Source organism: Pseudonocardia oroxyli, from assembly GCF_900102195.1.
In the GTDB taxonomy this organism is placed as follows: domain Bacteria; phylum Actinomycetota; class Actinomycetes; order Mycobacteriales; family Pseudonocardiaceae; genus Pseudonocardia; species Pseudonocardia oroxyli.
Map to the genome: position 1 here is coordinate 81,833 of NZ_FNBE01000001.1, position 23,912 is coordinate 105,744.

At 73.9% G+C, this 23,912-nt stretch carries 24 protein-coding genes; 10 read left to right on the plus strand and 14 right to left on the minus strand.

What is annotated here, in order from left to right:
- Window positions 1–684 carry an FAD-binding oxidoreductase gene (locus BLS43_RS00400; RefSeq protein ID WP_093074789.1) on the plus strand — a complete coding sequence of 228 codons (684 nt, stop codon included), beginning with the start codon at window positions 1–3 and terminating at the stop codon, window positions 682–684.
- A 42-nt stretch (window positions 685–726) separates the two neighbouring features.
- Here BLS43_RS00400 and BLS43_RS00405 read toward each other — a convergent pair whose 3' ends face one another.
- Both BLS43_RS00405 and BLS43_RS00410 read right to left on the minus strand, forming a co-directional pair.
- Window positions 727–1,527, minus strand: a complete 801-nt coding sequence (locus BLS43_RS00405) for an NAD(P)-dependent oxidoreductase (protein WP_245707216.1) — start codon at window positions 1,525–1,527, stop codon at window positions 727–729.
- A complete protein-coding gene (locus BLS43_RS00410; protein ID WP_093074792.1) occupies window positions 1,524–2,372 on the minus strand; it encodes a metal-dependent hydrolase in 849 nt (282 codons plus the stop codon). The genes BLS43_RS00405 and BLS43_RS00410 overlap by 4 nt, the downstream gene beginning before the upstream one ends.
- A 282-nt stretch (window positions 2,373–2,654) precedes the next feature.
- On the opposite strand from BLS43_RS00410, the gene BLS43_RS00415 reads away from it, so the two are divergent.
- Window positions 2,655–3,350: an HpcH/HpaI aldolase family protein gene (locus BLS43_RS00415; RefSeq protein WP_093074796.1), complete on the plus strand. Its 696-nt coding sequence runs from the start codon at window positions 2,655–2,657 to the stop codon at window positions 3,348–3,350.
- Here the strand turns inward: BLS43_RS00415 and BLS43_RS00420 are convergent.
- The 8 genes from BLS43_RS00420 to BLS43_RS00455 form a co-directional block, all read right to left on the minus strand.
- On the minus strand, window positions 3,271–5,427 hold the full coding sequence (locus BLS43_RS00420; protein ID WP_093074800.1) for an FUSC family protein: 2,157 nt from the start codon (window positions 5,425–5,427) through the stop codon (window positions 3,271–3,273). The genes BLS43_RS00415 and BLS43_RS00420 overlap by 80 nt on opposite strands.
- Window positions 5,428–5,483: 56 nt before the next feature.
- Window positions 5,484–6,506: a YihY/virulence factor BrkB family protein gene (locus BLS43_RS00425; protein ID WP_093074804.1), complete on the minus strand. Its 1,023-nt coding sequence runs from the start codon at window positions 6,504–6,506 to the stop codon at window positions 5,484–5,486.
- Between the two features lie 108 nt (window positions 6,507–6,614).
- Window positions 6,615–7,592, minus strand: a complete 978-nt coding sequence (gene meaB / locus BLS43_RS00430) for a methylmalonyl Co-A mutase-associated GTPase MeaB (protein WP_093074807.1) — start codon at window positions 7,590–7,592, stop codon at window positions 6,615–6,617.
- Entirely contained in the window at window positions 7,582–9,741 is a 2,160-nt protein-coding gene (gene scpA / locus BLS43_RS00435; protein WP_093074811.1) for a methylmalonyl-CoA mutase, read from the minus strand. Before scpA ends, meaB begins: the two co-directional genes overlap by 11 nt.
- On the minus strand, window positions 9,738–11,606 hold the full coding sequence (locus BLS43_RS00440; RefSeq protein ID WP_093074814.1) for a methylmalonyl-CoA mutase family protein: 1,869 nt from the start codon (window positions 11,604–11,606) through the stop codon (window positions 9,738–9,740). Before BLS43_RS00440 ends, scpA begins: the two co-directional genes overlap by 4 nt.
- Window positions 11,607–11,738: 132 nt before the next feature.
- Complete coding sequence (locus tag BLS43_RS00445; RefSeq protein ID WP_093074816.1) at window positions 11,739–12,203, minus strand: Rieske (2Fe-2S) protein; 465 nt, start codon at window positions 12,201–12,203, stop codon at window positions 11,739–11,741.
- 11 nt (window positions 12,204–12,214) lie between these two features.
- Complete coding sequence (locus BLS43_RS30780) at window positions 12,215–13,141, minus strand: DUF6529 family protein (RefSeq protein ID WP_245707217.1); 927 nt, start codon at window positions 13,139–13,141, stop codon at window positions 12,215–12,217.
- Window positions 13,142–13,155: 14 nt separating this feature from the next.
- Window positions 13,156–13,737: a hypothetical protein gene (locus BLS43_RS00455; RefSeq protein ID WP_143029902.1), complete on the minus strand. Its 582-nt coding sequence runs from the start codon at window positions 13,735–13,737 to the stop codon at window positions 13,156–13,158.
- Window positions 13,738–13,930: 193 nt separating this feature from the next.
- Between BLS43_RS00455 and BLS43_RS00460 the strand changes: the two genes are divergently transcribed.
- Entirely contained in the window at window positions 13,931–14,506 is a 576-nt protein-coding gene (locus tag BLS43_RS00460; RefSeq protein ID WP_093074825.1) for a sigma-70 family RNA polymerase sigma factor, read from the plus strand.
- A complete protein-coding gene (locus BLS43_RS00465) occupies window positions 14,503–15,183 on the plus strand; it encodes an anti-sigma factor family protein (protein ID WP_093074828.1) in 681 nt (226 codons plus the stop codon). The genes BLS43_RS00460 and BLS43_RS00465 overlap by 4 nt, the downstream gene beginning before the upstream one ends.
- 4 nt (window positions 15,184–15,187) lie before the next feature.
- Here the strand turns inward: BLS43_RS00465 and BLS43_RS00470 are convergent, their stop codons facing one another.
- Window positions 15,188–15,970, minus strand: a complete 783-nt coding sequence (locus BLS43_RS00470; RefSeq protein ID WP_093074831.1) for a carbon-nitrogen hydrolase family protein — start codon at window positions 15,968–15,970, stop codon at window positions 15,188–15,190.
- 47 nt (window positions 15,971–16,017) lie between these two features.
- Between BLS43_RS00470 and BLS43_RS00475 the strand changes: the two genes are divergently transcribed.
- Complete coding sequence (locus BLS43_RS00475) at window positions 16,018–16,650, plus strand: GntR family transcriptional regulator (protein WP_093074834.1); 633 nt, start codon at window positions 16,018–16,020, stop codon at window positions 16,648–16,650.
- Here BLS43_RS00475 and BLS43_RS00480 read toward each other — a convergent pair.
- The gene (locus BLS43_RS00480) at window positions 16,622–17,935 is read right to left on the minus strand and encodes an MFS transporter (RefSeq protein WP_093074837.1); all 1,314 of its coding nucleotides are present in this window, start codon (window positions 17,933–17,935) and stop codon (window positions 16,622–16,624) included. The genes BLS43_RS00475 and BLS43_RS00480 overlap by 29 nt on opposite strands.
- 48 nt (window positions 17,936–17,983) lie before the next feature.
- Here BLS43_RS00480 and BLS43_RS00485 point away from each other — a divergent pair, with 48 nt between their 5' ends.
- Window positions 17,984–18,703, plus strand: a complete 720-nt coding sequence (locus BLS43_RS00485) for a DUF2848 domain-containing protein (RefSeq protein ID WP_093074840.1) — start codon at window positions 17,984–17,986, stop codon at window positions 18,701–18,703.
- The gene (locus BLS43_RS00490) at window positions 18,703–18,900 is read left to right on the plus strand and encodes a hypothetical protein (RefSeq protein ID WP_093074843.1); all 198 of its coding nucleotides are present in this window, start codon (window positions 18,703–18,705) and stop codon (window positions 18,898–18,900) included. Before BLS43_RS00485 ends, BLS43_RS00490 begins: the two co-directional genes overlap by 1 nt.
- Window positions 18,901–18,942: 42 nt before the next feature.
- On the opposite strand, the gene BLS43_RS00495 is transcribed toward BLS43_RS00490, so the two are convergent.
- Window positions 18,943–19,560 (minus strand): TetR/AcrR family transcriptional regulator, encoded by a 618-nt coding sequence (locus tag BLS43_RS00495; protein WP_093075986.1) that lies wholly within the window; start codon window positions 19,558–19,560, stop codon window positions 18,943–18,945.
- Between the two features lie 46 nt (window positions 19,561–19,606).
- Between BLS43_RS00495 and BLS43_RS00500 the strand changes: the two genes are divergently transcribed.
- Window positions 19,607–21,295, plus strand: coding sequence for an acyl-CoA dehydrogenase (locus BLS43_RS00500; RefSeq protein WP_093075989.1), 1,689 nt, complete (start codon window positions 19,607–19,609; stop codon window positions 21,293–21,295).
- 115 nt (window positions 21,296–21,410) lie between these two features.
- Here the strand turns inward: BLS43_RS00500 and BLS43_RS00505 are convergent, their stop codons facing one another.
- Window positions 21,411–22,247, minus strand: coding sequence for a LysR family transcriptional regulator (locus BLS43_RS00505; protein WP_093075992.1), 837 nt, complete (start codon window positions 22,245–22,247; stop codon window positions 21,411–21,413).
- 94 nt (window positions 22,248–22,341) lie between these two features.
- Between BLS43_RS00505 and BLS43_RS31580 the strand changes: the two genes are divergently transcribed.
- Both BLS43_RS31580 and BLS43_RS00510 read left to right on the plus strand, forming a co-directional pair.
- On the plus strand, window positions 22,342–22,467 hold the full coding sequence (locus BLS43_RS31580) for a hypothetical protein (RefSeq protein WP_281245798.1): 126 nt from the start codon (window positions 22,342–22,344) through the stop codon (window positions 22,465–22,467).
- A gap of 95 nt (window positions 22,468–22,562) precedes the next feature.
- Window positions 22,563–23,912 carry an LLM class flavin-dependent oxidoreductase gene (locus BLS43_RS00510; protein ID WP_093074848.1) on the plus strand — a complete coding sequence of 450 codons (1,350 nt, stop codon included), beginning with the start codon at window positions 22,563–22,565 and terminating at the stop codon, window positions 23,910–23,912.

The following is a 23,912-nucleotide window of genomic DNA, read 5'->3' on the forward strand; positions in this document are numbered from 1 at the left end:
GTGCCGAGCTGGCAGACCGCGACCGTGGTCGACGTCCGTCGGGAGACCCCGTCCGCCAAGACGCTGCGCCTGCGGCTGCCGACGGTCTCCGCGCACGTCGCCGGGCAGTACTACGTGCTGCGCCTGACCGCGGACGACGGCTACACCGCCTCCCGGGACTACTCGGTCGCCTCGGTACCCGGGTCGGACACGATCGACCTCACCGTGGAGCTGCTGCCGGGCGGCGAGGTCTCGGGCTTCCTGCACGACGTCGTCGAGGTCGGCGACGAGCTGGAGGTCCGGGGGCCGATCGGCGGCTGGTTCGCGTGGGACGGGTCGGCGCCCGCGCTCGGCGTCGCGGGCGGGTCGGGCGTGGTGCCGCTGATGTCGATGCTGCGCCTGTCCCGGGAGCGGACGACCGCGCCGTTCCGGCTGCTGGTCTCCGCCCGCCGCCCCGCGGACCTCTACTACGCGGACGAGCTGACCGGCCCCGAGGTCTCCGTCGCCTACACACGCCAGACCCCGCCGGGCTACGGCCGCGCCGCGGGCCGCCTGGTCGCCGAGGACCTCGCGGGCCTGCTGACCCCGGACCAGACGGTCTACGTCTGCGGCACCCCGCCCTTCTGCGACCACGCGACGGACCTCCTCCAGTCCGCGGGCGTGGACGCGAGCCGCATCCGCGCCGAACGCTTCGGCCCCAGCTGACCCGCGAGTCCCCCGTTCCGGACCCGCGAGTCCGCGCTCCGCTCACGCCCGGCGGTACATCTCCGCCGCCGCTCGTGAGAAGCCGTCGGGGACGCCCGCGGCGAGCAGGGTGTCGGCCGCCTCCTCCATCTCCGCGACCCAGCGCCAGCCCTTCTCCTTGGCGACCCGCGACGCGGCCCCGAGCCGGGCGGGGTAGTCCACCCCGGTCCGGGCGAGCTCCTCGCGCAGCGCCTCGTCGACGTCGAGGGCGCGGGCGGCCTCGTCCAGCGCAAGCCAGATCGCCGACAGCGCCTTGCTCTGCAGCGCGAAGCACGCCTTGAGCGCGCTCGCCCGACCCAGCTCCGGCCCCAGGTGGCGGGCCTCGAACGGGGTCCCCGCGAACAGGGCCTCGACGAGGGGTGCGTGCGGCCCGGACAGCCAGAGCACGGTCGTCCCCCGCTCCCAGGCGGGCGGGCCGATGACGGCGCCGTCGACCAGGCCGTCGTCCGGGAAGAGCTCGGCCATCCCGGAGACGGTGGCGGGCGACACGGCGTTGGCGTCGACGTAGAGCGGGCGCCGCGGCTGCCCCTCGACGGCGGCCGCGACCTGCTCCGCGACCTCGCGTGCCGCGCCGGGCGGGCAGATCGAGATGACGACGTGGGCGCGGCGGGCGAGCTCGGCGACGTCCGGGACGGCGACCAGGTCGGCCAGCTCGGCGCGCTTCGACGTGGCCTGCGAACGGTCGGCCGCGGCCCAGATCACCGCGCCGGCGCGGGGTTTGAGCGCCGAACCGATCGCGGCGCCCATCGCGCCCGGGTGCAGGATCCCGATGACGGGCCGGTCCGGCAGCTCCCACTCGCTCACGGCTCCATCATGCCCCTCCGGCCGGGGGCGTGCCGATCATGGATCCGAGTGCGGTGAGCCGGTCGCGCAGGTCGAGCAGGACCTCGAGCCGCGCCCGGGACCACCCACACGGCCAGGGCGAGGGTGGCGGCGGTCAGCACCGGGGCCACCAGCAGCGACTCGACGCGGCCGCCTGCGCGGAACCGGAGTGAGCGCGGGCTCCCCACCGGGTACCAGTGCCTGCCGCGGATCGGCAGCGGCCAGAGCAGCGGTGCGCCGGACTCGGTCACCGCGTCGCCGAGTGAGTGCACGAGCATCCCCAGCCCGACCGCGAGGCCGAGCCAGCCCGCCGTCCCGGCCGTCCCGGCCGTCCCACCCGGGAGGGCGGTCTCCGCGGCCCAGGTCAGACCCGCGGCGATGACCAGCGACGGCGGACCGGGGACGAGGCCGTCGAGCCCCTTGATCGCGAGCGCCAGGCAGACGAACAGCACCCCGACCGTGACCGGGGTCCCCCACCGCGCGCTCGCCGCGGCCACTGCGCCGCCCAGCAGGAGCGCGCCGGCGAGGGTGTGGGTGAGGCCGCGGTGCGTGCCGCGGCCGCTGTCGCGGGGCCCGCGCGTCAGCCGGAAGACCAGGGCGGACAGCGGGCGCACGGCGTGGGCCGCGAGCCAGGAGGCCCACGAGAACCGGCGGGTCGCGGTCGAGCTGGGATGGTCGAGGTCCGGCAGGAGCGCGGCACCCGCCGTGACCCCGGCGAACGTGAGGATGCCGCCCGCCGTCGGCGTCATCCCGACGGTCTGCGGCGCCAGCCCCGCGATCACCAGCCCGAGGGCCGCTCCCGACGTGGCGTGACTGACCCCGAGCACCGGGTGACCCTATGCCGCCGCGGCTCCGCATCCGGGCCACCACGCCGTGCCCGGCGACTCGCGCCTCCGGGCTCGCCGACGCTTGGGCGTCCCAAGCGTCGCTCACCGGCGCTTGGGCCGCCCAAGCGTCACTCGCCGACGCTTGGGCGTCCCCAGCGTCGCTCAGCGACGCTTGGGCGTCCCAAGCGTCACTCAGCGGTGCTTGGGCCGCCCCAGCGTCAGACCTCGCGCGCACGGAGCCGAGGACTCGCGAGGCCGGGCCGCGCGGGGTAGGACTCGGGGGTGGAGATTGGCGCCGGGGCGGTCGTCGGGTGGTGTGCGGTCGGGGCGACCGCCACGGTGGAGATGGTGGCGCGATCGGGGGTGGACCTCGTCTGTCTCGACGCCCAGCACGGCGTGCTCGGTGATCTCCTCCCCCTGCTCCAGGCCTGCGGCGAGACGCCCGCGCTGGTCCGGGTGTCGCACAACGCTCCGGAGCCCATCGCCCAGGCGCTCGACCGGGGCGCGGCCGGGGTGATCGTGCCGTTGGTGGACTCGGCCACGGAGGCGGCCGCCGCGGCCGCGGCGTGTGCCTACCCGCCCGCGGGCACCCGCAGCTTCGGGCCGTCCCGCGTGGGGTGGACCGGCCGGGACGTGCTCGCCCCCGGCGGCTGCGTGATCATGATCGAGACCATGGCGGCCGTCGCCGACCTGGACGCGATCGCCGCGGTCCCCGGCGTCGACGCCCTGTTCGTCGGGCCCTCGGACCTGTCGTTGAGCTCGGGACGCGGCGCGGTGCCGCCCCTGGACGACCCCGGCTACCGCGACCTGCTGCGCGGGATCACCGGCGCGACCGACCTCCCCGTCGGGGTGTTCTGCGGCGATCCCGAGTGGGCGCCGCGCTACCGGGAGCTCGGGTTCACGTGGCTGACGTTGCCCGCGGAGGCGACGCTGTTGCAGCAGGGGCTCCGAGCGGCGGTGCGTCGGTCACGCGGCTGAGGTCGCCGCGCAGGCCGTCGAGCCAGACCCGCAGGTCGGAGAGGTGGAACAGGTCCGGTCCGAGGTCGGTCGGCCAGTCCAGCACCGGCGGGGGCAGCGTGGGGGCCGTGAGTGCGGTGCGGTCCCGACGCGCCAGGCCGAGCGCGACGTGCTCGAAGCGGGCCGCGACGTCCGCCGCCGCCTGGTCGAGCGGGCCCACGCAGCTGAGCAACCGGCCCGTCGGGCAGTCCCGGACCAGCGTCTCCGCGCCGCGCACGGCGTGGTGGCCCGCGGAGAGCGTCGCCTGCCAGTCGACGATCCCCTGCTTGGGGTGTCGCTCGGCGGCGTAGAGGGCGTAGGTCGTCTCGGCGAGCAGCCCGGTCCGGCGGGCGCGCGGCAGCGCGTCCCCGGGCCGCGCCCCCTCGGCCACCACCCGCACGGTCTCCCGCACGACGCCCGCCGCGTCCGCCAGGAACTCCGCCACCGACCGGTGCAGCTCCCCCGATCCGCCGCGCGGCCAGGCCACGAGCCCGGCGGCGATGCCGACGACCGCCCCGACGGCGACGTCGAACAGCCGGGCCTCGGCCAGGTGCCAGTCGGCGGGACTGAGCTGGGCGAACACCATCGAGATGACCAGGGTGAACAGCGCCTGGGCCGCTCCCGCACCGAGCAGCGGCCCCGCTGAGAACCCGACGACCATCACGACCGGCAGCACCACGGCGTAGACCAGGGGCGGGAACCCCACCACCAGGATCGCGGCCGCGAGCAGCGCGCCGCACGTGGTTCCGATGATCGCCGGGCGCAGCGTCGAGCGGGTCTCGGCGGCCGTGGTGCGCAGGACGGTGAGGATCGTGAGCAGCACCCAGAAGCCGTGGGACAGGTCGAAGAAGCCGGCGAGGAACCGGGCCGCGCCGAGCGCCAGCGCGAGCCGCAACGCGCCCTGGAAGAACACCGACCGCGGGGTGAGGTGCCCGCGCACCCGCCGCCAGTAGAGCGCCGGTTCGCTCTCGTGGGCGAACCAGAACAGCCCGGGCCGGGCCTCGGGGGGCGTGCGGTCCGGCGGGACGGGGGCACCCGCCGCGATCCGCAGGGCCGTGACCAGCGAGGTCGCCCACTCCGCGAGCATCAGCGCGGTCGAGCCCAGCCGAAGGTTCTCGACCGGGAGGCCGTCGGGCGAGGTGGCCGACCGGACCGCCCGGAACCCGGTGAGCGCGGCGGTCATCCGGTCGGTGTCCGGCAGCGGCCCGGTGCCGCCGAGCCAGGCGCCCGCGGCCGCGACACAGCCCGCGACCTCGCGCAGCAGCGCGGTCGCCGCGGGCAGGTCGGGCCCGGTCCGCTCGTCGCGGCGGGTGAGGTCGGCGGCGCGCCCGATGAGCAGGCGGGTGGTGGCGGCGGCGATGGTGAGCGCCCGGTCGCGTCGGCTCGCCGAGGCGGGTGTCTGTCCCGGCGGGAGCCGCGACGGCCGCAGCTCCTCCGACGCGTCCAGCGCGGCGGGCAGCGCCGCGGCCAGCCGGTCCCGCCCGCCGCCCGCCCAGTCGTCCGCCACGGCGTCGAGACACACGGCCAGGGACGCGACCGCCGCCCGCAGCCGGTCCCGGTAGGGCCGGGGATCGGGCTCCGGCCACAGCAGCACCTCGGCGAGGGCCAACAGCGCCACCGCCAGCACGAACCCGAGCAGCCGCCAGCCCAGCGACCCGGGATCGTAGGGCGGGAAGGACGGCAGGATGTAGAGCAGCTGGCTGCCCGCCGCGATCCCGACGAGTCGCGACCCGCCGACCCCCACGAAGCTCACGGCGAACCCGAGCACGAGCATCCCGAGGGTGGCCGTGGCGAGGTGCACGGACAGCAGCGTGCCGAGGGTGATGAGCACCGAGCCGACGGGCAGCATCAGGGCCAGGGTCCGCAGGCGCCGCGCGCGGTCGCCGGTGATCTGGGACAGGATCCCGAGGGCGACCGCGCCGAACAGCGCGTAGGTGGCCATCACGGCGTTGTCGAGGGCGTACCGGCTCAGGTAGAAGCCGAGGCACGCGACGATCGTGACGCGCGCAGCCCGCCGCACCGCGACCAGACCCGGGTCGTGCCGGCGCAACCAGCCCACCGGCGGAGCCTACTGCGGCGGGGCCCCGCCGCGGCACGTCCGCGCGGTGGACGAGCTCACCCCAGGTGCGGCTGGGGGACGGTGCCCCGGCGGTCCTTGAGCCGTTTGGGCCAGAAGTGCTGGATGGACGCGTTGAAGTGCGCACCGACCACGATCGCCATGCCGATGAAGAAGGTGGCCAGCAGGAAGGCGATGGGCGCGGCGAGCGCGCCGTAGGTGTACCCGGTGCCGAGCAGCCAGTTGATGTAGACACGCAGGCCGGTGGCCCCGACCAGGAACACGACGGCGGCGAGCACCGCGCCGGGCAGCCCCCGGTACCACGGCGGCTTGGCCGGCAGCGCCAGCTTGTAGAGCGTGGTCAGGGCGAGGATCAGCCCGACCCCGAGCACCGGGTAGTACAGCCAGCCGATCAGCTGGATCGCCGTGTCCTGCCAGGACGCGGGCAGCAGCTTCGGCAGCCGGTCGGGGCCCAGCGCGAGCAGCGGCAGCGAGACGATCCCGCCGACCAGCCCCACGATGTACATCAGCAGCGCGAGGATCCGCTGCCACACGGGGTTGCGGACGCCGTACTGGTCGTGCGCGCGGGTGATCGCGTCGACGAACGACGACATCGCCGACGAGCCGGACCACAGCGAGATGACGAAGCCGAGCGAGACGAGCTCCCCGCGGCCGGTGGTGAGCAGTTGCTCGATGGTGGGCGCGATGATCTCGTCGACCGCGTTGTCGCTGAACACGATGGAGGCGCCTGCGACGAGCTGGCGTTGGGCGAGGTTGATCGTGTCCGGCCCGAACCAGTCCCCGATGTAGCCGAGCGCGCCGAGCAGCCCCAGCAGCAGCGGCGGGAGGGAGAGGGTCTGCCAGAACGCCGCGGAGGCGGACTCGCTGAAGATGTTGTCGTCCCAGGCCCGCACGGCGGTCCGCTTGAGCAGCAGCCAGACCCCGCGCAGGCCGCTCGGGCGGGGCCGCCCGTCGGCGGTCAGCTTCACCGTGGGCGCGTCCGGGCCGGGGTCGAGCTGCGGCTCGGGCGCGTCCGGGCGCGCCTCCGCGCGCTCGGTCTCCCGCCCGGCCACATCCGTCATGGGACCAGCATGCGCCCTGGCGCAGCCGCTGTCAGTCCGGGCGCGCGGGCACGACCAGGGAGTTATCAACCCGTGAGTGGCGATAGTCGCCAGAGCGACTATCGCCGCTCACAGGAGGTCGAGGATCTCCAGGGCGGCCGTCGTGGGGGTCTGGGTGCCCTCGCGGACCTCCGCCGTGAGCTCGGGGAGGCGCTGTCGCACCTTCGGGTCGGAGGTGAGCCGGTCCAGGAGCTGTTCGCGGATCATCGCCCACATCCACTCGACCTGCTGGTCCGCGCGCCGCGAGGCCAGCTCGCCGTGCTTCTCCAGGGCCGCCCGGTGGTCGAGGATCTTGCCCCACACCGCGTCCAGCCCCATGCCGGTCTGGGCGGAGCAGGACAGGACCGGGGTGCGCCAGTGCTCCGACAGCGGGGTCATCATGTGCAGCGCGCCGGCCAGATCGCGGGCGGCGGCGCGGGCGTCCTGCTCGTGCGGCCCGTCCGCCTTGTTCACCGCGACGACGTCCGCCAGCTCCAGGATCCCCTTCTTGATCCCCTGCAGCTGGTCGCCGGTGCGGGCGATGGCGAGGAACAGGAACGTGTCCACCATCCCGGCGACCGTGACCTCGGACTGGCCGACACCGACGGTCTCGACCAGCACGACGTCGTACCCCGCGGCCTCCATCAGCACCATCGTCTCGCGGGTCCGCCGGGCGACCCCGCCGAGCGTCCCCGCGGACGGCGACGGCCGGATGAACGCGTTGTCGTCCACGGCGAGCGCGGCCATCCGGGTCTTGTCACCCAGGATCGACCCGCCCGTCCGGGTGGACGACGGGTCGACCGCGAGCACCGCGACCCGGTGGCCCTGGCCGGTCAGCCGGGTGCCCAGGGCCTCGATGAACGTCGACTTCCCGACGCCCGGCACCCCGGAGATGCCGACCCGCACCGCTCCCCCGGCGTGCGGCTGCAGCTCCCGCAACAGCTCCTGGGCCTGGGCCCGGTGCGCCGGCTTGGCCGACTCGACGAGCGTGATCGCCCTGGCCAGCAACGTCCGGTTGCCGTCGAGGACCCCCTTGGCGAGGGTCTCGACGTCGACCTTACGAGGCATCTTGCTCCGCGCGCAGCTTCTCCAGCAGCGAGATCGCCGCCTCGGAGATGACCGTGCCGGGCGGGAACACCGCGGCCGCCCCCATCTCGATCAGCTCGGGGACGTCCGCGGGCGGGATCACCCCACCCACGACGATCATGATGTCCTCGCGGTCCAGCTTCTTCAGCTCCTCCCGCAGCTCGGGCACCAGGGTGAGGTGTCCGGCGGCGAGCGAGCTGGCCCCGACGACGTGCACGTCCGCCTCGACGGCCTGCCGCGCGACCTCGGCCGGGGTCTGGAACAGCGGGCCCACGTCGACGTCGAAGCCCAGGTCGGCGAACGCCGTGGCGATCACCTTCTGGCCGCGGTCGTGCCCGTCCTGCCCCATCTTGGCGACGAGGATGCGGGGCTGGCGGCCCTCCTCCTCGGCGAACTCGCTCACGAGCTCGCGGGCCCTGGCGATCGCCGGGCTGGCCCCGGCCTCCTCGGAGTACACGCCTGAGATGATCCTGATCTGCCCGGAGTGCCGCCCGAAGACCTTCTCCAGGGCGTCGGAGATCTCGCCGACGGTGGCCTTGGCGCGGGCCGCGTCCACCGCGAGGGCGAGCAGGTTCTGGTCGAACTCCCGCGCCGAGCCCTCCGCGATGGCCGCGGCCGAGTTCGTGAGCTTCTCCAGCGCCGAGTCGACCGCGCGGCCGTCCCGCTCCGCGCGCAGCCGCTCGAGCTTCTCGATCTGCTCACGCCGCACCTGCGCGTTGTCGACCTTGAGGACGTCGATGACCTCGTCGGAGTCCACCACGTACTTGTTCACGCCGATGACCGGCTGGCGGCCGGAGTCGATGCGGGCCTGGGTGCGGGCCGCCGCCTCCTCGACGCGCAGCTTCGGGATGCCGGCGTCGATGGCCTGCGCCATCCCGCCCGCCTTCTCGACCTCCTGGATGTGGCCCCAGGCCCGGCGGGCGAGGTCGTAGGTCAGCTTCTCGACGTAGTAGGAGCCGCCCCACGGGTCGATGACCTTGGTGGTGCCGGACTCCTGCTGCAGCAGCAGTTGGGTGTTGCGGGCGATGCGCGCGGAGAAGTCCGTGGGCAGCGCGAGCGCCTCGTCCAGGGCGTTGGTGTGCAGCGACTGCGTGTGTCCCTGGGTCGCGGCCATCGCCTCGACGCAGGTGCGGACCACGTTGTTGTAGACGTCCTGCGCGGTCAGCGACCAGCCCGAGGTCTGCGAGTGCGTGCGCAGGCTCAGCGACTTCGGATTCTTCGGCCCGAACTCGTTCACCAGCTTCGACCAGAGCAGGCGCGCGGCCCGCATCTTGGCGACCTCCATGAAGAAGTTCATGCCGATCGCCCAGAAGAAGCTCAGCCGCGGCGCGAACCTGTCGACGTCCAGCCCGGCGTCGATGCCGGAGCGCAGGTACTCCACGCCGTCGGCCAGGGTGTAGGCGAGCTCCAGGTCGTTGGTCGCCCCCGCCTCCTGGATGTGGTAGCCGGAGATGGAGATCGAGTTGAACTTCGGCATCTTCTGCGAGGTGTAGGTGAAGATGTCCGAGATGATCTTCATGCTCGGCTGCGGCGGGTAGATGTAGGTGTTGCGGACCATGAACTCCTTGAGGATGTCGTTCTGGATGGTCCCCGCGAGCTGCTCCGGCGCCACCCCCTGCTCCTCGGCCGCGACGACGTAGAGCGCGAGCACCGGGAGCACCGCGCCGTTCATGGTCATCGACACCGACATCCTGTCCAGCGGGATGCCGTCGAACAGCTGACGCATGTCGTAGATCGAGTCGATCGCGACGCCCGCCATGCCGACGTCCCCGCCGACGCGCGGGTGGTCGGAGTCGTAGCCGCGGTGCGTGGCCAGGTCGAACGCGATGGACAGGCCCTTCTGCCCGGCCGCGAGGTTGCGGCGGTAGAAGGCGTTCGACTCGGTCGCGGTGGAGAAGCCCGCGTACTGGCGGATGGTCCACGGCTGGCTGGCGTACATCGTGGGGTACGGCCCGCGCAGGTAGGGCGTGATGCCCGGGTAGGTGCGCAGGAAGTCGACGCCCTCCAGGTCCGCGCCGGTGTAGAGGCGCTGCACCGGGATGCCCTCGGGGGACTCCCACGGCTCGCCCGACGCGCGGACCTCCCCTGCGCCGGAGCCGAGGTCGACCTTCGTGAAGTCGGGGATGCTCATGCGAACGCCTTCCACACGTCGTCGATCACGGCCAGGGCGTCGCACCCGGCGTAGAGGTAGCCGTCCACACCGTCGACGTCTCCCCGGCCCGCCAGCAGGATGCGCGTCGCCCCCGCCTTCCGCAGCGCGGCCGCGGTGTCCGCGGCGCGCTCGGCGTAGAGCCTGTCGGTGGAGCACAGCACGACGACGGGCTGGCCGCCGTAGGCCGCCACGACGTCCTCGGCGGACTCGGTCGGTCCGGCCTCGACGTCCGCGATCCCCCCGGCCTGCAACAGGTTCCGGGCGAACCCGGCCCGCGCGGTGTACGCGGCGAGCGGGCCCAGGGTGGCCAGGAAGGCCGTCGGGCGCTCCCCCGCCGCGTCCGAGCGGTCGCGGTACTCCTCGTAGGCCTCGGCGGGCCGGTACAGCGGCAGTCCGCCGCGCTCGACGGGCGCCGGCAGCGGGGTCCGCACGACCGGCTTCTCGTCCAGGTTCGGGAACTCGGAGACGCCGGTGAGCGGGGTCCGCCGGGTTGCGATCCCCTTCTCCCGCGTGGTGCGCACGGCCTCGACGGCGGAGGCGACGAACCCGGAGTCCAGCGCCGCGACGGCGCCGCCCGCGGCCTCGATCTCCTGGAAGAAGGCCCACCCGGCCTGCGCGAGGTCCGCGGTCAGGTGCTCGACGTACCAGGAGCCGCCCGCCGGGTCGAGCACCCGCGCGAGGTGCGACTCCTCGATCAGCAGCGACTGGGTGTTGCGCGCGATCCGGCGGGAGAACGGCTCGGCGGCGCCGAGGGCGATGTCGAAGGGCGGCACGGTGACCGCGTCCGCTCCCCCGATGCCCGCGGCGAAGCCCGCGACGGTGCCGCGCAGCATGTTCACCCACGGGTCGCGCCTGGTGAACAGGGTCGGGCTCACCACGGCGTGCTGGGTCTGGACACCCGTCGTCTCCGACGCCTCGAGCACCCGCGCCCACAGCCTGCGCGCCGCGCGGAGCTTCGCGATGGTGGGGAACTGCTCGGCGGTGGCGGCGAAGCGGAACTCCAGCACCCGGGCGGCCTGCTCGGCGGTGAGCCCGCCGTCGGTCAGCGCCCGCAGGTACGCGACGCCCGAGGCGAGCGCGAAGCCCAGCTCCTGCGCCTCGGAGCCGCCGGCCTCCTGGACCGGTGTCGCGTCGACGACCACGGCCTTGACCAGGGGGTACTCGGCCGCGACCCGCGCGGCGAGCGGGACCACCGAGGAGACGTCCGGGCCGGTGCCCGCGCGGGCCCGCAGCCCGATCGGGTCGAGGCCCAGCGTGCCGAGCAGGGTGTCGGCGGGGACCTCGCGGTCGGCGGCGAGCGCCAGGAACGCCTCGCCCGCCTCGAGGGCCGAGGACCCGCCGTCGAGCACGACCGGGGCGAGGTCGAGGTACACCTCGTCGAGCACGGCGGGGAGCTCGGCGACGGGCACCCCGCCCGCGCCGACGGCCAGCCAGATCGAGGTGACGCCGTTCTCCAGGTCCGCGAGGATCGCGGCGCGCGCGGCCGAGCCGGACTCGCCCGCGTGGTGCTGGCGGACGTCCCATCGCTCGCCCTCGCGGGCGAACCGGGGGGCCTCGGCCCCGTCGTCGGCCCCGTCGCCGGCCCCGTCGTCCGCGGTGTAGAGCGGCTGCACGTGCAGGCCGTCCGCGGTGTCCCAGGCCAGCTTCTCGACGCCGGCGCCGAGCGGGGCGTCCTCGCCGATCCGACCGGACTTGCGGACGACGGCGTCCACCGCGGCCGCCCACTGGTCCCGGGTGGGCTCGGGGAAGGCCGCGGCGAGGACGAGGTGCTCCGGGGGCTCCGGGGCGTTCTCTCCGAGCTCCGCCTCGTCGACCTGGTCGGTCGGCGACTCGCTCCCACCCATTCGCTACTCCTCACCGGCCCCGGCGAGCGAGCGCGCCGTGGTGCGTCGTCGCCACCCGGGGTTTCGTCGGAGTCTAGTGAGGGCCGGCGACAACGGTCAGCCGTGACCGTCGTGACGTCGGTCCCAGGGCTGCTAGGCCAGCGTGATGGAGTCCCCGCTCACCGTGATGGCCTTCTCCGGCAGCGGTGAGCGCGCCGGGCCGTCGGTGACCGCACCGTCGGCGATCGCGAAGTAGCTGCCGTGGCAGGGGCAGATCATCTGGCCGTCGGTCACCTCGTTGACGTTGCAGCCCTGGTGGGTGCACACCGACGAGAAGGCCTTGTACTGCCCGGCCGTGGGCTGGGTGACCACGATCTCCTGCGCGGCGATCACCACGCCGCCGCCGACCGGCACGTCGCCGGTGCGGACGAGCGGGGCGGCTGCGGCGCCCGGCTGCGGCGCGGCGGTGCCCGGGTTCTGCGGCGGGTTCTGGGGCTGGGGCGCGGTCTGGGGCGCGGTCTGGGGTGTCGAGCTGTAGGTGGCGCAGCCGGCGAGCGCGGCACAGCCTGCGGCGCAGGTCCCGACGAGCGCGGCGCGGCGGGTCAGCGGGGAGGTCATGGGGTGGTCCTCTAGAACGTCAGGCCCCGGGTGCTGAAGAACCACACCGAGGACGTCAGGAACAGGGCGGTGAACAGCACGAACACCAGTCCGCCGAGCACCGGCAGCGCCCAGCGGGGAGCGTCGCGCCGGGGTAAGACCAGCATCTTGGCGGTGAAGGCGCCGTAGAAGAAGCAGCCCGCGAGCGAGTGCAGCAGCACGCGCAGGCTCGAGTCCTCGTAGCCGAGGGCGTAGAGGCAGTGGACCGCCACGGGGATGGTCAGCAGCACCGCGGCGCGGCCCGCCCAGCGGTGCACGAAGGCGGTCCGCGGGCCGGCCGGGCCGCGGCGTGAGAGCCGCCCGTACATCCGCATCGAGGTCCACAGCTGGACCAGGACCAGCACGAACGCCGCCGTGGTCAGCCAGGTCTTGGCCGCGAGGCCCGAGGAGAAGCCGGCGATGTTCAGCGCCGACCCGGTGCCCTCGTGCAGCCTGCCGTACACCCCGAGGCCGACCGAGACCGCGATCCCGACGGCGACCGGGACCAGCAGGGCGGCGAGCCGCCGGGGTGTGGGTCCCGGGGTCTTGTCGGGAGCCTGGGGCAGCTCGTCGGACTCGTCGTCATGGTCCTGGTACTCGTCGTCGTAGTCCTCGCGCTCCCAGGTGCGGGCCTCCCAGCTCGGGTCGTGCCAGGCCTCCTGCTCCCGGGTCGCCCAGCCGTGCGCGACGTCCGGGCTGGCGAGCGGGTCGGCGGGCGGATCGGCGGGCGGGTCGGCCGGCGGGACGGAGTCGACGGGCCCGTGTTGGCGCGGGATCACGGTCGTCACCTGCAGGTCCGGCTCGCCGTAGGCGCCCGGGTCGTAGGTGGGGCCGTACGGCTGCACCGGCCGCAGCGCGGGGTGCGTCGGCGGGTCGTAGGGGGAAGCGGCGAGGGCGTCCTCGATGCGGTGGGTCGACACGGTGTCTCTCTCCCTCACGCGGAGCCGAGCTCGGACAGGGTGGCGCGGTCGGTGGGGGCGGCGACGCCCTTCTTCAGCTGGGCCGAGAAGGGCCAGCTCTTCCCCCCGACCGCCACGGTGCCGAGCACCGCGGTGTCGGTGGTGTCGGCGGTCAACTCGCCGTCCGTGCCGCTGAGCTGCAGCTTCCCGTCGGTGGTGGTGCCCTGGAACCAGGACTCGATCTTCTTGCCGTCGCAGACGTAGGCCACGACCCGGTCGCCGTCCCTCCCGATGGCGAGGGTGACCTCGTTGCCGGCCGACCGCCCGGCGAAGGCGCCGGTCACCGGGGCGGCCTGCGCCGCGGGCGCGGGGGCCGCCTGTGCGGCTTGCGGGGACTGCTCGGGAGCGGGTGCGGGCGCTGCGCCGTAGGGATCGGCGGCGGGGGCCGCGCCGTAGCCGTCGGACGCCCCGTAGGGGTCCTGCTGGGCGGCGGGGGTGACGACCTGCGCGGGGACCTGCGCGGGGCCGGGGCCGACGAGCACCGCGTTCACGGTGAACACGGCGGCGCCGACGGCCAGCACGGCCAGCAGGGTCAGCAAGGGACCACGTGCCCTCATGGGGAGACCTCTTCTTCGCGGGGAGCGATTCACCTACCCACACGGGTCCGCGGCCGGAACGGTTCACCCCGATTCCCGACCGAGATCTCCGGCTGAGATTTCGGCTGAACCGTTCCCCGCCGCCGTCCGTGTCGGAGACGTGGACTTCGCTACCCTCACCGGGCCTGAGGCCCATCCTGAGCCGGGAGCGTGCATGGTCGAGTCAGCTCACCGGGCGCGCGGGCGCACCCGGCAGCGGTCGGGGCCACGTGACCCCGACGAGGCGCTCATCCGCGCCGTCTACGCCGAGCACGGGCGGGCGCTGTTGGCGTACACCACCCGGCTGCTCGGTGACCGGGCGGCCGCGGAGGACGTCGTGCAGGAGGTCCTGGTGCGGGCCTGGCAGCACTCGGACGTCCTGACCAACGGCCGCGGCTCCGTCCGCAGCTGGCTGCTCACCGTGGCCCGCAACCTGGTCACCGACAGGGTCCGCGCCCAGCGGGCCCGGCCCGCGGAGGTCGAGGAGGACGCGGCGCCGCCCGCGGCCACCCGCGACCACGCGGACTCGGTGGTGGACGCGCTGACCGTGCTGCCCGCCCTGGAGAAGCTCTCCCCCGACCACCGGGACGTCCTCGCGGAGGTCTACTTCCGCGGCCGGACGCTGCCGGAGGCGGCCCGGGTCCTCGGCGTCCCGCCGGGGACGGTGAAGTCCCGCTCGTACTACGCGCTGCGTGCCCTGCGCAGCGCGCTCGGCCCGACCGCGAACGAGCCCGAGGGGGTGCTCGGATGACCACCTGTGGAAGCGTTGCCGGCGGCGAGCTGTCCGCGCACGTCCTCGGCCTGCTCGACCCCGACGAGCAGGCGGAGGTCGAACGCCATCTCGAGCAGTGCGCGCAGTGCCGCGCCGAGTGGGAGGACCTGCGCGCCATGACGCAGACCCTGGACGAGCTCCCCGACGAGGCCCTGCTGGAGGGCCCGCCCGACTCCGACCTGGTGCTCCACCGTGCCCTGCGCGAGATCCGGTCCGAACGGGCCGCGGAGCACCGCCGCCGGCTCTGGACCCGCGGGATCGCGGCGGCCGTGGTGGGCGCCGCGCTCCTCGGCGGCGGCGTCGTGGCCGGTCAGGCCCTGGCCCCGCAGTCACCGCCCGCCCTCACCCAGGCCGCGGGCGCCCGCACGATGGAGACGACGCAGGGGGCCGTCACCGCCGCCGTGACGGTCACCCCGGCGAACGGCTGGGTCCGGCTCGCCGCGAATGTCAAGGGCGTCCCCGCGGGCGAGCACTGCCGGATGGTGGTGGTGGCCAAGGACGGCACCGAGGAGATCGCGGGCGGCTGGGTGGTGCCGGCGCAGGGCGAGGCGAACGGCGTGCACCTCGACGGCAGCGCGGGCGTCGCGCCCGACCAGGTCCAGTCGGTCGTCGTGGAGAACACCGCGGGCGAGCGCTACGCCACCCTGACCCTCTGACCGGTCAGAAGCGGCGGTTGGCCAGCACCGGGATGGCGGCCCGTGCCCGCTCGACGACGGCGAGGTCCAGGTCCTGGACCAGCAGGTCCGGCTGCGCGTCGAGCTGGGCCACGATCTCGCCGAACGGGCTCGCCACCAGGCTCGCCCCGATCCCGGTCGGCGCCCTGCCCGCCGCGCGGCCCACGGTCGTCGGGTCGGCCTGGTCGCACGCCGCGACCACGCACGTCGAGTCCAGCGCGCGGGCGCGGACCAGCAGGTCCCACTGCGCACGCTTGCCCGGGCCCGCCCCCCAGGACGCCGGCATCAGCACGACCTGCGCGCCGAGGTCGCCCAGCTTCTGGAACAGGCCGGGGAAGCGCACGTCGTAGCAGGTGGCGAGGCCGACGGTCACCCCGTCGACCTCGACGGTGATCGGGGCGGCGCCGGGGGCGACGGTGTCCGACTCGGCGAACCCGAACGCGTCGAACAGGTGGATCTTGTCGTAGTGCGCCTCGACCCCGCCGCCGGTGGCGAGCAGGGTGTTGCGCACGCGACCGTCGGGGTCCGGGGTGAACATCCCGGCGACCACGGTGACACCGTGCTCCGCCGCGACCTTCCGGACGCCCGTGGCCCACGCGCCGTCGAGCGGCTCGGCGGGCAGCCGCACCCCGAAGCAGCACATGGTCGCCTCGGGGAACACGACGACCCGGGCTCCCGCCTCGGCGGCCCGGGCGGTCTCGGCGGCCACCAGCTCGAGGTTCTCCGCGGGCGACGGGGTCGACACGATCTGGGCCAGGGCGATCCGCACCGGGCTGCCTCCTCAATTCGGAACCGACTGTGCTGTATACCTACTGTATGCCGATCTCGGGCCGCGACAAGGCGCTCCACCACCTGCGCGAGGCCGTCCTCGTCGACCCGGAGGTCGAGGGGACGTTCCTCAACGAGGGCGAGCTCGCCACCCGCATCGGGGTCAGCCGCACCCCGGTCCGCGAGGCGCTGCTGCTCCTCGTCGCGGACGGGCTGGTCGAGATGATCCCCGGTCGCGGCGCCTACGTGCCACCGCTGACCGGGCGGCAGATCCGCGAGCTGATGGAGCTGCGGGGGGTCCTGGAGCGGCACTGCGCCGAGCGCGCACTGGCCGAGGGCACCGTCCCGTTCGCGACCCTGCGCCGCGTCCTCGCCGAGCAGGACGAGCTGGCCGAGACCGGCGCGGACGCCACCGCCTTCATCGACCGGGACATGGTGTTCCACCAGGCGCTGGTCGACGCGGGCGGCAACACCATGCTCTCCCGCACCTACGCGGGCCTGCGGGTCCGCCAGCGCAGGCTCGGCGTGGCCGCGGTCCACGCCAGCAGCCCCCGCCAGCGCGCGGTGTGCACCGAGCACGAGCGGATCGTGCGGGCGCTGGCCGAGGAGGACGTCGTCGAGGCCAGGGCCGCGATCGACGACCACCTCGCCCTCACCCAGCGGGTACTTCTCGAGGCCTGAGGTAGGCCTCGTCCTCGGCGTGGTCGGGGTTGCGGCCCAGCAGCAGCCCGACGAGCGTCAGCACGCACGCGACCAGCACGTACAGCGCGACGGCCACCCAGCCGAACCCGCCGTTGAGCGCGGTGAACGCCAGCGGGGCGATCGCCCCGCCGAACACGCCCGCGATCGTGTAGCCGAGCGAGCTGCCGGTGTAGCGCAGTCGGGGACTGAACTGCTCGGTCACGAACGCCGCCTGCGGCCCGTACATGAACGAGTGGCACAGCAGCCCGAGCACGACGCCGAGGATCAGCGGCACCATCGCCCCGTCGCCGACCATCCCGAAGAACACGAAGGGCCACACCGCACCCGCCACCGCGGCGACCGCGTAGACCAGCCTGCGGTTGACCCGGTCGGTCAGTGCGCCCGCGAGCGGGATGCAGAACAGCTGCAGCGCCGCGCCGACGAGCGTGGCACTGAGCACCTGCGCGCGGCTGTAGCCGTGCGTCGTGCCGTAGGACAGGACGAACACGGTGAACAACGCGTACAGCACGTCCGGCCCGATCCGGCTCAGCACGGCGGCGAGGAGCCCGCGCCACTCGTCCCGGAACACCTCGGTGACCGGCGCGGTCGGCCGGTCGCCGGACTCCTCGATCGCCTTGAACACGGGCGTGTCCTCCAGCTTCAGCCGGATCCACAGCCCGAACGCGACCAGCACCGCCGAGAGCAGGAAGGCCACCCGCCAGCCCCACGAGAGGAAGGCCTCCTCGGACAGCACGGCGGTGAGCACGGCGAGCACGCCGTTGGACAGCAGGTTGCCCGCGGGCGGGCCGACCTGGGCGGCGGAGGACCAGAAGCCGCGCTTGCGCGGGTCGCCGAACTCGCTGGAGAGCAGCACCGCGCCGCCCCACTCACCGCCGACGCCGACACCCTGGGCGAACCGCAGCAGCACCAGGATCACCGGGGCCGCGACGCCGATGCTCGCGTAGCTCGGCAGCGCACCGATCAGAAACGTGGCCACGCCGATCAGCAACAGCGTGACGACGAGGACCTGCTTGCGGCCGATCCGGTCCCCGAGCCTGCCGAACACGATCCCGCCCAGCGGCCGGGACACGTACCCGACGGCGTAGGTCGAGAAGGCCAGCAGCGTGCCGGTCAGCGGGTCGGAGGACGGGAAGAACAGCTGCGGGAAGACGAGCGCCGCGGCGGCCGAGTAGACCGCGAAGTCGTACCACTCCAGCGAGGTACCGGACAGGCTCGCGGCGAACGCCTTCCTCAGCGACCGTCGGTCGACGGGAGGTGTGGTCATGGGAGCTCCTCTCCTGGACGCGCCCCATACTTGCTGTATACAGTCGGCATGCGCAAGGTATGGAACAGGATCGACACAGGAGGCCCCGTGCTCAGCTTCGCCCTGCCGGACGGCAGCACCCGTTCCGTCGCCGTCACCCGCGTGTTCAACGCCGGGTACGCGGGCCGCGCCCAGGAGGAGGTGGCCGCGCACGTGGCGGAGCTGGCCGAGCTGGGCGTTCCGGCACCGGAGGTCACCCCTGCCCTGTACCCCGTTTCGCCCTATCTGGCCGCACAGTCCGAGACCGTCCCCGCCCAGCACGGGCGCACCTCGGGCGAGGCGGAGTGGGCGCTCGTCCTCGGCGAGGACGTCTCCGACCCCCTGCTCACCGTCGCCTGCGACCACACCGACCGCGACCTCGAGGTCCACGGCGTGGCCTGGAGCAAGAACGCGGGGCCGGACGTGCTGGGCACCCGGGCCTGGCGGCTGTCCGAGATCGCGGACGTCGACGCCGTCTCGCTGCGGGCGTGGGTCCGCCACGGCGAGCACGAGCAGCTGATCCAGGACGCGAAGCTCGGCGCCCTGCTCGCCCCCGCCTACTGGCTCGACGTGCTGCGCGAGCGCGGCTGGCTCGTGCCCGGCACGGTCCTGCTCTCCGGCACCGTGGCGATGGTCGCGGGCGTCGACCAGTTCGCCGACGGCTGGCGGGTCGAGCTCGCCGACCCCGCCACCGGGGACGTCCTGTCCCTGGCGTACGCGGTGGACCGGCTGCCCGACCCCATCGGCTGATGAGCCGGCCGATCCGCTCCGAGCACGAGTTCTTCCCCGTCACGTCCGTCCCGTGGACGCCTGCGGGCGAGGGGGTCGAGGAGCGGGTGCTCAGCCGCGGGGACGACGGCGCGCTCACCCGGATCACCCGCTGGGCGCCCGGTCGGGACACGAGTCCGGCCGGGGTGATCCGCGGCTGCGCCGCCCGTGCGTGGTAAGTGGTGCCAGAGCACCACTTACCACTCACGACCGAAGGCGGATCACGGCACGCCCAGCATGCGCGCGGCGAGGTCCGCGTAGAGCTCGGCCAGCTCGTGGGGGCTCCAGCGCCCGCGCGGGCCGTACCAGCGGGCGACGTCGATCCCGAGGGACAGGACGGCGGCGGCCGCGCCGGGGACGTCGGACACGGCGAAGACCCCCGCGTCGACGCCGCGGCCGAGCAGGTCCCGGACGATGCGCTCGGTGTCCCGCCGCAGGGCGGCGATCTCGAGCGCGTGCCCGTGCTCCAGCGCGCTCTGCTCGTACTGCACCACGCGGGCGATGGTCCGGTGCTCGGCGTGCCAGTGCGTGAACGCCGCGACCAGCACCGACAGCGCCCGGGCGGGCTCACCCTCCGCGGCCTGGGCGACGAGGTCGCGGGCCAGGGCGTGTCCGCGGCGGGACAGCGCGAACAGCAGCTCCTCCTTGGACGCGAAGTGCACGTAGAGGGCGGCGGTGGACAGGCCCGACCCGGCCGCGATGTGCTTGAGCGAGGTGCCGTGGAAGCCGCGCTCGGCGAAGGACTCCAACGCGGCCCCGACGATCCGGCGCTGGGTGGGCGAGGGCCACTCCGCCCAGAGGTCGAGCCCCGCGAGAATGGCCTTGACCCGATCCTGCATGACGCCCATCCTAGGTTACTGATCGATCAGTAACCTAGGGGTGGGCATGCACGAGCGCAACCTGATCCTGTCGCGGCGAGACCTGGAGTTCCTGCTCCACGACTGGCTGCGGGTGGAGGAGCTGACGGCGCTGCCGCGCTTCGCGGAGCACTCGCGGGAGACGTTCGACGCGGTGCTGGAGCTGGCCGCGGACCTGGCGACCGAGCGGTTCGCCCCACACAACAAGCGCAACGACGCCGAGGAGCCCCGGTTCGAGGAGGGCCGCGTCGTGCTGCACGACGAGGTCGCGCCCGCCCTGCGCGCCGCGGCGGAGGCCGGGCTGCTCAGCGCGACCATGGACGAGTCCGCGGGCGGTCTGCAGCTCCCCCACGTCGTCGGGACGGCGGTGCAGGCCTGGTTCCACGCGGCCAACGTGGGCACCTGGGCGTACGCGATGCTGACCGTCGCGAACGCGAACCTGCTGCTCGCCCACGCCGCGCCCGAGCTCGTCGAGCGGTACGTGCCGGACATGCTGGCCGGCCGGGTGCACGGCACGATGTGCCTCTCCGAGCCGCAGGCGGGCTCGTCCCTGGCCGACATCACGACCCGCGCGGAGCCGCGGTCCGACGGCACCCACGTCCTCACCGGCACCAAGATGTGGATCTCCGGGGGCGACCACGAGCTGGGCGAGAACATCGTCCACCTCGTGCTGGCCAAGGTTCCGGGCGGTCCGCCCGGGGTGAAGGGCATCTCGCTGTTCCTGGTGCCCAAGGTGCTCCCGGACGGCACCCGCAACCCGGTGGTGCTCACCGGGATCAACCACAAGATGGGCTGGCGCGGCACCGTCAACACGGTGCTGAGCTTCGAGGGCGCGACCGGGTGGCTGGTCGGCGCCGAGGGCCGCGGCCTGGCCGCCATGTTCCACATGATGAACGAGGCCCGGGTCGGCGTCGGGGCGGGCGCGGCCGCGCTGGCCTACACCGGCTACCTCAAGTCGCTGGACTACGCGAAGAGCCGGCCGCAGGGGCGGCCCGCAGGCGCCAAGAACCCCTCGACGCCGATGGTGCCGATCATCGAGCACGCGGACGTCCGACGGATGCTGCTCGCGCAGAAGGCCTACGCCGAGGGGGCGCTGGCGCTCGTCCTCTACTGCGGCATGCTCGTCGACACCGGGGAGCGCGAGCTCCTGGAAGTGCTCACCCCGATCGCGAAGAGCTGGCCCTCCCAGTGGGGCCTGGAGGCGAACGCGCTCGCGATCCAGGTCCACGGCGGCTACGGCTACACCCGCGAGTACGACGTGGAGCAGCACTACCGGGACAACCGGCTCAACCCGATCCACGAGGGCACCCACGGCATCCAGGGTGCGGACCTGTTGGGGCGCAAGGTGCGCACCCCCGGGTTCGAGCAGCTGTGCGCGCGCATCGCGGACACCGCCGCCCGCGCCGGGTCGAAGGAGCTGCAGCAGGCGCTCGACCGGCTCGTCGAGGTCACCGAGATCCTGCACGCCCACCCGGACGCCGAGGAGCGGCTCGCGAACGCGAGCGTCTACCTGGAGGCGGCGGGGCACATCGTCGTCGCGTGGTTGTGGGTGGACCAGGCGCTCGCCACCGGCGACCGGCAGGACGCCCTCGCCCGCGGCAAACGCGCCGCGGCGCAGTACTTCCTCCGCTTCGAGCTGCCCAAGGTCGGCCCGCAGCTCGAGCTCCTCGCCACCCTCGACCGCACCACCCTGGACACGGAGCCGACCTGGCTGTGACCCGCGGCTGCGCCGCCCGTGCGTGGTAAGTGGTGCCAGAGCACCACTTACCACGCACGAGCGGCGCAGCCACGACATCCTGTCCGGACATTGGCTCGCCGACCGAAAGGACCGGTCAATCGGTCAGCGTCGTCGCCACCGCGGTCGCCACGCTCGCGAGGGTGTCCTTCGGGAGCCCGGCGCGGGCCCGGACCGACATGGGCAGCGGCGCGACCTCGGGAAGGTCGGGGCGGGGTTCGAGACCCTCCGGAGTGCTGCCCATCGTCGCGAGCAGCGCCACGCCGAGCCCGGCCCGGGCCGCGGCCAGCACCCCGGCCAGGTAGGCGGCCTCGCACGCCACACTGACCTGCACGTCTGCCGCGGCCAGGGTGCTCACGGCCCGCTCGCGCACGGCGCAGGGCTCGTCCAGCGCAACGAGTGGCAGCGGCCCCGCCGGCGCCCGCCAGCCGGGTGCGGCGAACCAGCGCAGGGCGAGGTCACCCGCGTCGGCGGCGCGGTCGTCGGTGGCCGTCCCCATGAGCAGGGCCAGGTCGAGGTCACCCCGGTCGAGCGCGGCGCGCAGGTTCACGCCGCGGTCCAACCGGAAGCGCACCGTCCCGCCGAGCACCCCGGTCAGCCGAGGGAGCAGCAGATCGGCGGCGTGCTCCGTGGAACCGAGGGTCAGCGAGGTGGGGGTGGGGGCCGACACACGGGCCAGCACCTGGTCGTGCAGCGCCAGCATCCGGCGTGCCTCCGGCAGCAGCAGCCCGCCCGCGGCGGTGAGCCGGGAGGCCCGTCCCACCTTGCGGAACAGGTTCTGGCCACAGGCCGCCTCCAGGCGGCGGACGTGGTGGCTCACGGTGGGCTGGCTGACGTGCAGGACCTCCGCAGCCCGGTGGAACCCGCCCTGGTCGCAGACCGCGACGAAACTCCGGAGCGCCACGACGTCCAGCGTCCGGTTCGGGGCGGTCACCACGTGAGTCCACCACAACCGATAGACAGCTCCTATCAACTGTGATCGGATTCGCGAGTTGGACTTTCCCGTCGCCGGCGGACACGATCAGGTCATGACGACCGCCGCGCAGCACACCCGTGTGGGTGGGCGCGCCGCCGTCGTCCTCACCCGGAGGCTCGCGGTCGATCTCGCCCGCACCTCCACCGCGACGTGTCGTCGCGCGCCGCTCGTCGTCTGATCCCGACAGCTCCCGCCACGCCGCGTCCGGCGGCGTGTGCCCCCGCGCGTCCGCCACCGCAGGACGCGCGCTCCACCCTGCGAGAGGACCGACCCATGGGTCGACAGTTGAAGCTGGGCGCCGTCCTGATGGGCGTCGGCGGCCCCGGCCAGCACGACGTCTGGCGCCACCCTGAGATCCCGGGCGACGCCAGCGTCGACATCCGCTGGTACATCGCCCGCGCCCGCCAGGCCGAGGACGCGCTCTTCGACCTGGTGTTCATCGTGGACAGCCAGTTCATCACCCCGGACTCACCGCCCCACTACCTGAACCGGCTCGAGCCGCTGACCCTGCTGTCGGCGGTCGCGGTGCACACCACGCACATCGGCCTGGTCGGCACCCTCACCACCAGCTACAACTCGCCGTTCAACCTGGCCCGCAGACTGGCGTCGCTGGACCTGATCAGCGGCGGTCGGGCCGGGTGGAACGTCGTGGCGACCGGGGACGGCGGCACCGCGGCGAACTACAGCCGCGACGAGCACTACGACTATCCCTCCCGCTACGGGCGTGCGCTGGAGTCGGTGCAGGTCTGCCAGGGGCTGTGGAACTCCTATGAGGAGGACGCCTTCCCGCGAGACCCCGAGACGGGGGTCTTCGTCGACCCCTCGAAGCAGCACCGGCTCGACCACGTCGGCGAGCACTTCCACGTGCGCGGTCCGCTGAACATCGTCCGCTCGCCGCAGGGCCAGCCGGTGATCTTCCAGGCGGGCGACTCGGACGAGGGTCGCGACCTGGGTGCGGCGGTCGGCGAGGGAATCTTCACCCACGCTCCGACGGTCGAGCAGGGGGTCGCCTTCGCCCGCGACCTCCGCAGCCGGGCGCGGGCCAAGGGCCGCAACCCCGACGAGATCGTGATCATGCCGGGAATCTCCCCGGTGATCGCGGACACCGACGAGGAGGCGCGCGCGATCGAGGCGGATGCCCGGCTGAACAAGGACTTCGCGAAGACCTTGGCGCAGTTCGGTCGACCGTTCGGCTGGCACGACTTCAGCCGCTACGACCTCGACGCCCCGTTCCCCGAGCTCGGCGACCTGGGAGCCGACAGCTTCCGCACCCAGGCGGACCGGATCAAACAGGTCGCCCGTGACGAAGGCCTGACCCTGCGCCAGACCGTCCACCGGTTCAGCACCGCGACCCCGGCGCCCTTCGTGGGGACGCCGACGACCGTGGCCGACCGGATCCAGGAGTGGTTCGAGGCCGGTGCGCTCGACGGGCTGAACATCCATGTCACGGTGCCGAGCGACTTCGCCCGGTTCACCGACGAGGTGCTGCCGATCCTGCGCGACCGCGGCGTGGTCCGGTCCGCCTACGAGGCCACGACACTGCGCGGCAACCTCGGCCTGCCCATCCCCCGCAACACGCACGCCGTCGCCCGCGAGCGACGGTCCCACCTCATCGGAGCCTGA

Excerpts from the sequence above, each read along its gene's own strand:
- BLS43_RS00425 (WP_093074804.1), bottom strand. The coding sequence starts at position 6,506 with ATGACGGATGTGGCCGGGCGGGAGACCGAGCGCGCGGAGGCGCGCCCG.
- meaB (WP_093074807.1), bottom strand. The coding sequence starts at position 7,592 with ATGCCTCGTAAGGTCGACGTCGAGACCCTCGCCAAGGGGGTCCTCGAC.
- scpA (WP_093074811.1), bottom strand. The coding sequence starts at position 9,741 with ATGAGCATCCCCGACTTCACGAAGGTCGACCTCGGCTCCGGCGCAGGG.
- BLS43_RS00440 (WP_093074814.1), bottom strand. The coding sequence starts at position 11,606 with ATGGGTGGGAGCGAGTCGCCGACCGACCAGGTCGACGAGGCGGAGCTC.
- BLS43_RS00445 (WP_093074816.1), bottom strand. The coding sequence starts at position 12,203 with ATGACCTCCCCGCTGACCCGCCGCGCCGCGCTCGTCGGGACCTGCGCC.
- BLS43_RS00455 (WP_143029902.1), bottom strand. The coding sequence starts at position 13,737 with ATGAGGGCACGTGGTCCCTTGCTGACCCTGCTGGCCGTGCTGGCCGTC.
- BLS43_RS00460 (WP_093074825.1), top strand. The coding sequence starts at position 13,931 with ATGGTCGAGTCAGCTCACCGGGCGCGCGGGCGCACCCGGCAGCGGTCG.
- BLS43_RS00465 (WP_093074828.1), top strand. The coding sequence starts at position 14,503 with ATGACCACCTGTGGAAGCGTTGCCGGCGGCGAGCTGTCCGCGCACGTC.
- BLS43_RS00475 (WP_093074834.1), top strand. The coding sequence starts at position 16,018 with ATGCCGATCTCGGGCCGCGACAAGGCGCTCCACCACCTGCGCGAGGCC.
- BLS43_RS00480 (WP_093074837.1), bottom strand. The coding sequence starts at position 17,935 with ATGACCACACCTCCCGTCGACCGACGGTCGCTGAGGAAGGCGTTCGCC.
- BLS43_RS00485 (WP_093074840.1), top strand. The coding sequence starts at position 17,984 with ATGCGCAAGGTATGGAACAGGATCGACACAGGAGGCCCCGTGCTCAGC.
- BLS43_RS00490 (WP_093074843.1), top strand. The coding sequence starts at position 18,703 with ATGAGCCGGCCGATCCGCTCCGAGCACGAGTTCTTCCCCGTCACGTCC.
- BLS43_RS00495 (WP_093075986.1), bottom strand. The coding sequence starts at position 19,560 with ATGCAGGATCGGGTCAAGGCCATTCTCGCGGGGCTCGACCTCTGGGCG.
- BLS43_RS00500 (WP_093075989.1), top strand. The coding sequence starts at position 19,607 with ATGCACGAGCGCAACCTGATCCTGTCGCGGCGAGACCTGGAGTTCCTG.
- BLS43_RS31580 (WP_281245798.1), top strand. The coding sequence starts at position 22,342 with ATGACGACCGCCGCGCAGCACACCCGTGTGGGTGGGCGCGCCGCCGTC.
- BLS43_RS00510 (WP_093074848.1), top strand. The coding sequence starts at position 22,563 with ATGGGTCGACAGTTGAAGCTGGGCGCCGTCCTGATGGGCGTCGGCGGC.